Origin of the sequence: uncultured Sphingomonas sp. (assembly GCF_902806265.1) — a bacterium.
Lineage (GTDB): Bacteria > Pseudomonadota > Alphaproteobacteria > Sphingomonadales > Sphingomonadaceae > Sphingomicrobium.
Genome location: NZ_CADCVZ010000053.1, coordinates 1 through 5,957, shown reverse-complemented (window position 1 = coordinate 5,957; position 5,957 = coordinate 1). Strand labels below are relative to the sequence as shown.

Annotated in this window: 5 protein-coding genes; 3 read left to right on the top strand and 2 right to left on the bottom strand. The window is 65.3% G+C overall.

All coding sequences use genetic code 11. The annotated features are described in order from the left end of the window. Positions 1-327 precede the first annotated feature (327 nt). Both QZX62_RS09975 and QZX62_RS09970 read right to left on the bottom strand, forming a co-directional pair. A complete protein-coding gene (locus tag QZX62_RS09975; protein WP_294174121.1) occupies positions 328-642 on the bottom strand; it encodes a 2Fe-2S iron-sulfur cluster-binding protein in 315 nt (104 codons plus the stop codon). Between the two features lie 248 nt (positions 643-890). Further along, positions 891-1,454: an SDR family oxidoreductase gene (locus tag QZX62_RS09970; RefSeq protein ID WP_294174125.1), complete on the bottom strand. Its 564-nt coding sequence runs from the start codon at positions 1,452-1,454 to the stop codon at positions 891-893. Between the two features lie 20 nt (positions 1,455-1,474). On the opposite strand from QZX62_RS09970, the gene QZX62_RS09965 reads away from it, so the two are divergent. From QZX62_RS09965 to QZX62_RS09955, 3 genes are all read left to right on the top strand, one after another. Next, positions 1,475-2,065 (top strand): TolC family protein, encoded by a 591-nt coding sequence (locus tag QZX62_RS09965; RefSeq protein ID WP_366926199.1) that lies wholly within the window; start codon positions 1,475-1,477, stop codon positions 2,063-2,065. 254 nt (positions 2,066-2,319) lie between these two features. Then, positions 2,320-2,760 carry a DoxX family protein gene (locus tag QZX62_RS09960; RefSeq protein WP_294174118.1) on the top strand — a complete coding sequence of 147 codons (441 nt, stop codon included), beginning with the start codon at positions 2,320-2,322 and terminating at the stop codon, positions 2,758-2,760. A gap of 130 nt (positions 2,761-2,890) precedes the next feature. Then, the coding region (locus QZX62_RS09955) for a HAMP domain-containing protein (protein ID WP_294174116.1) at positions 2,891-5,957 on the top strand (3,067 nt) is incomplete at its 3' end.

The following is a 5,957-nucleotide window of genomic DNA, read 5'->3' as shown; positions in this document are numbered from 1 at the left end:
AAGGGGTCACCTTTCTTAAGCAAGGCGACTTCCGGTACGTTCGCGCGCTCGTCAGGTCGGCTGGGCCGAACGGTGCGGATCTGGCGACCCGTGTCCGGAGGCGTCACCTGACCTGGGAGAATAGCGAGTTCATCGAACCGGCGTTGCAGTACTTTGCGCAAGGTGGTTTGTGATGCGCACTCGTTTAGGACCTAACGAAGCAGAGGCGATATGCTCACCTTTGCACCAGCCGCGCTCGTGATCGAGGGTGCCGCGCTCTACAACACCTTGGGCGAACATACGGCTCGCCTTATGCTTGAGGATGGTCATTGCTTGCCAATGCCGGCGTCAATCCTCCGATGCGATCGTGACCTTCAGCCCGGCGAGCTGCTCTTGGAACGGGATCTGACAAGACAGCCGCGACGACGCTTTACGCGCGTTGGAGCTATCCAGAAGGTCATCTTCATCGTCGGACATCGGCGGGAGCATCGATAGCTGTTCGTCATCGACATAGACGTGGCAGGTCGCGCAGGAGAGGCAGCCGCCGCACAGCGCGACCAACTCATCGATTCCCGCATCTCGGATGATGTTCATCACCGGGAGGTCTGCGGTGGCCTCCACTTGGATCTCTTGCCCGTCACGGGTGGTCACAAACAGGTGCATTGGGAACTCTCCGGAACTTGTGGGCAGGCTGACTGGAGGCTTGCTCCGGTCAGGTGAACAGGGGAGGGATGAGGGCGAGCTCGTCGCCCGTGGACTTCGGGTCGCAATAGCTGCCCAGCCGATCGATCTCCGCCTGGTGCGCAGCGATGCTTTCGGGCGTGTGATGGGGATCGAACCAGCCTTAACCGATCACAAAGGCCACTCGGGCCACCTTGCCCGACGAACTGCTGTAGACCTGGCCGTTCACCTCAATATCTCGGAGCGCGAGCCAGAGGACGGCCGGAGAGACGGCGGAGGGCGGCCCCATGGGAACCTTCCCCGCTGCGAATGTCCTCGCGCCAGTTTTTGCCTTCCGTCGTCGCACCCTTAAAGAAATGCTCGCGGTTCATGCGGGTCACTGCCATCGGCGCGATTGCGTTCACCCGGATGTTGAGCGGGCCGCCCTCTTGAGCAAGCGCCTTCGTCAGACCGGCCACAGCGAGCTTGGCCGCACCGTAGTGGACCAGCAGCTCGTTACCCGCAAAGCCGGCATTGGAGGTCGTGTTGACGATGGCGCCGCCGCCCTGTGCGGTGAAGATCGGCCAGGCTGCCCGGCACATGAAGAAGGTCCCGTCCAGCGTTACGGAGATCATCCGGCGCCACTGCTCGTCGGTGATCTGGTCGGTTGGGGCGAAGTCGATCACGCCGGCATTGTTGACCAAGATCGTCAGCTTGCCGAACGCCTGAACGGCGGCTCCGACGATGGCGCTTGCCCCCGCTGCCTCGGCAACGCTGCTGGAGTTCGCTTCGGCGCGGCCACCGAGCTTCCTGATCTCATCAGGTCGCGCCCACCATCGCCGCCCGCCCGGCGGGCCTCGACTCGCGCATCCTCCTGCGCCGCCCCGACGTCATCCAGGCCGAATATGAGCTGCGCGCCGCCAATGCCGAGATCGGCGCCGCTCGCGCCGCCTTGTTCCCAACCATATCGCTCACCGGCCTATTGGGCTTTGCCAGCGACACGCTGACCGGCCTGTTGAGTGGCGGCAGTTTCAACTGGTCGGGAGGGGTGGGGGCCGACTATTCGATCTTCAGCGGCGGGAGCCGGCGCGCCACGGTCGACCTCCGCCGCGCCGAGCAGCAGGGCGCCGTCGCCTCCAATGAGCGTTCGATCCAGACCGGCTTCCGCGAGGTCGCCGACGCGCTCGCCGACAAGGGCACGCTGGCCGACCGCGTCGCCGCCAACCAGCGCAACTTCGCCGCTGCCAACGACACGCTTCGCCTCGTCACCGCGCGCTATCGCGAAGGCCTGGACCCGTTCCTAAACGTCCTGGACGCCCAGCGCTCCGCCTACGCCGCCGAGCGCAACCTGGTCGCGGTCCGGCTGGCACAGACCCGCAACGGCGTGACGCTGTATCGGGCGCTCGGCGGAGATGGAGTGGCCTGAGGGCCGAAGCGGGTCCGCGCGGGCGCTGCGCTACGGGCAATAGCACAGCCCGGCAAACCTTGCAGTCCAGCTGTTCGTGTGTGCCGTCCCCTTCGGTGGACTACTCCCAAATCAGGTAACGCATAGCGATGCTGGCGCATCGCGACCTGCCGGGCTGGCACTTCGCTCCCAACGCGTCCAACATCCCAGGTGGCAGAATGGCCGGAGCGCTGATCAAGCGGCTCCAAGGACCGTATGGAAGCTGGAGAAAGAGCATGGTGGACGAAGTTGGGATCGCGCGGCGCGCGCCCTATGCGCTGGCCGCGCTGCGGATCGTGTCCGGGCTGATCTTCGTGGAGCACGGCACCCAGAAGTTCTTCGGTTTTCCGTCTGGCGAGTATGCCGGCTCCGGCTGGGCGCTGAACAACCCTGGGGCGTTCGCCGGAGTGATCGAGCTCGTCACCGGACTGCTGATGGTCATGGGATTGTTCACTCGCCCGGCTGCCTTTGTGGCGTCCGGAACAATGGCCGTCGCTTACTGGATGGCCCATGCCCCGCAGAACCTCTTTCCCGTGAACAACGGCGGCGACGCGGCGATCCTGTACTGCTTCGTGTTCCTGTACCTCGTCTTCGCCGGCCCGGGCGCGTGGAGCCTGGATGACGTCAGGGCGCGCAGGAGTGCGCTAGCCAGCGATCGGAGCACCAGCTTGGCCTAGCAAGCGGCAAGCCCGATCGCTCATCGTTCATGCAGCTTCTTTTCAGCAGATTGAAAGAATGCTTCCGTAGGCGAAGCCCACCGGGCGCCGACCTGCTGACACCAATCGACCAGAAAAGGCATATCTCGCCGTGAACGCACAACCGCCGCATACCATGTTCGATCGCCGCCAGCTGGTTACCGCGCTTCAAGCCCTGCGCCGAGGCGACTTCTCAGTCCGCCTGCCGGAGGACGGCCAGGGCGTCGACGAGGAGATCGCGACCCTGTTCAACGAGGTGGTGGCGCTCAACGAGTCGATCACCAGGGAGTTCGACCGCTTGTCGGTGGTGGTCGGAAAGGAAGGCCGCATCAACCAGCGCGCCCGGGTGCAGGGGGCCGAGGGCGGCTGGGACCTCAAGCTCCGCTCGGTCAACGAGCTGATCGAGGACATGGTCCAGCCGATTACGGAGGTCGCACGCGTGATCGGCGCGGTCGCCAAGGGCGACCTGTCGCAGACCATGACGGTGGAGGTGGACGGCCAGCCGCTGCGGGGCGAGTTCCTGCGCATCGGCGAAGTGGTCAACACCATGGTCGAGCAGCTCGGATCCTTCGCGGTGGAAGTGACCCGCGTGGCGCGCGAAGTCGGCACGGAGGGCAAGCTTGGCGGTCAGGCCAACGTCAAGGGCGTGGCCGGCACCTGGAAGGACCTGACGGACAACGTCAACGCGATGGCGACCAACCTCACGGGCCAAGTGCGCAACATCGCGGAGGTGACCACCGCCGTGGCCCGCGGCGACCTGTCCAAGAAGATCACCGTTGAGGTGAAGGGCGAGATCCTGGAGCTCAAGAACACCATCAACGTGATGGTGGACCAGCTGAACGCCTTTGCCAGCGAAGTGACCCGCGTGGCCCGCGAGGTCGGCACGGAGGGCAAGCTCGGCGGGCAGGCCCGGGTGGAGGGCGTCGGCGGCACCTGGAAGGACCTGACCGACAATGTGAACTCCATGGCCGAGAACCTGACCGGGCAGGTCCGCAACATCGCGGAGGTGACCACTGCGGTCGCGAAGGGCGACCTTTCCAAGAAGATCACCGTTGATGTGAAGGGCGAGATCCTCGAGCTCAAGAACACCATCAACACCATGGTGGACCAGCTCAACGGCTTCGCGTCCGAAGTGACCCGCGTGGCCCGCGAAGTCGGCACCGAGGGCAAGCTCGGCGGGCAGGCGCAGGTGCCGGGCGTGGCGGGCACCTGGGCGGACCTCACCGACAATGTAAACCTGATGGCCGCCAACCTGACTGGCCAGGTCCGCAACATCGCCGAGGTCACGACCGCGGTGGCCAAGGGCGACCTGTCCAAGAAGATCACGGTTGACGTCCGCGGCGAGATCCTGGAGCTCAAGGACACCATCAACACCATGGTGGACCAGCTGAACAGCTTCGCCTCGGAAGTGACCCGCGTGGCGCGCGAGGTGGGCTCGGAAGGCAAGCTCGGCGGCCAGGCACAGGTGCAGGGCGTCGCGGGCACCTGGGCCGACCTGACCGACAGCGTGAACCTGATGGCTGGCAATCTTACCGGTCAGGTCCGCAACATCGCCGAGGTGACCACCGCGGTGGCCAAGGGCGACCTGTCGAAGAAAATCACCGTGGACGTGCGCGGCGAGATCCTCGAGCTAAAGGACACCATCAACACGATGGTGGACCGGCTGAACAGCTTCGCGTCGGAGGTGACCCGTGTGGCGCGCGAAGTGGGCTCGGAGGGCAAGCTCGGTGGTCAGGCGCAGGTGGAAGGCGTCGCCGGCACCTGGGCCGACCTCACCGACAGCGTGAACCTGATGGCGGGCAATCTTACCGGCCAGGTTCGCAACATCGCCGAGGTGACCACCGCGGTGGCTCGCGGCGATCTGTCCAAGAAGATCACCGTGGATGTGCGCGGCGAGATCCTGGAACTGAAGAACACCATCAACGTCATGGTGGACCAGCTGAACAGCTTCGCCTCCGAGGTGACCCGCGTGGCCCGCGAAGTCGGCACCGAAGGTAAGCTCGGCGGCCAGGCGCGCGTGGAGGGCGTGGCGGGCACCTGGGCCGACCTCACCGACAATGTGAACGCGATGGCCGAGAACCTGACCGGCCAGGTCCGCAACATCGCCGACGTGACCACTGCCGTGGCCCGCGGCGATTTGTCCAAGAAGATCACGGTCGACGTGAAGGGCGAGATCCTGGAGCTTAAGAACACCATCAACGTGATGGTGGACCAGCTCAACGGCTTCGCTTCCGAAGTGACCCGCGTGGCGCGCGAGGTCGGCACCGAAGGCAAGCTCGGCGGCCAGGCGCAGGTGCCGGGGGTGGCGGGGACCTGGAAGGACCTGACCGATAACGTCAACATGATGGCCGGCAACCTGACCAGCCAGGTGCGCGGCATCGCCGATGTCGTGACCGCGGTGGCCCAGGGCAATCTTCGCCGGACCCTGACGCTCGACGCCAAGGGCGAGATCGCGGCGCTGGCCGAGACCATCAACTTCATGATCGAAACGCTGTCGACCTTCGGCGACCAGGTGACCAACATGGCCCGCGAGGTCGGCATCGAGGGCCGGCTTGGCGGCCAGGCCCGCGTGCCGGGCGCCGCCGGGCTATGGCGCGACCTTACCGACAACGTGAACCAGCTAGCGGCCAACCTTACCAACCAGGTTCGCTCGATTGCCGAGGTGGCGACGGCGGTGACGAAGGGCGACCTCACCCGTTCGATCGCGGTGGAAGCGTCGGGCGAGATGGCCGCGCTCAAGGACACGATCAATGAGATGATCCGCAACCTCAAGGACCAGACCTTGAAGAATGCGGAGCAGGATTGGCTCAAGACCAACCTCGCCCGGTTCAGCCGCATGCTGCAGGGCGAACGCGACCTGGCGACGGTATCCAATCTCATCATGTCAGAGGTCGCGCCGCTGGTGAACGCGCAGTACGGCGTGTTCTATGTGACCAGGCGCGAGGAGGAGGACACCCGCCTGGAGCTGGTCGCCAGCTACGGCGCCGAGAACCCCAAGGAACTCAAGACCGAGTTCCACCTGCGCGAGGGCCTGGTCGGGCAGGCGGCGGCCGACAAGCGGCCGATCCTGCTCAAGGATGCACCGTCCGACTTCATCCGCATCGGCTCGGGCCTGGGCCATGCCAAGCCGGCCAACGTCAACATCCTGCCGGCCCTGTTCGAGGACGAGGTCAAGGCGG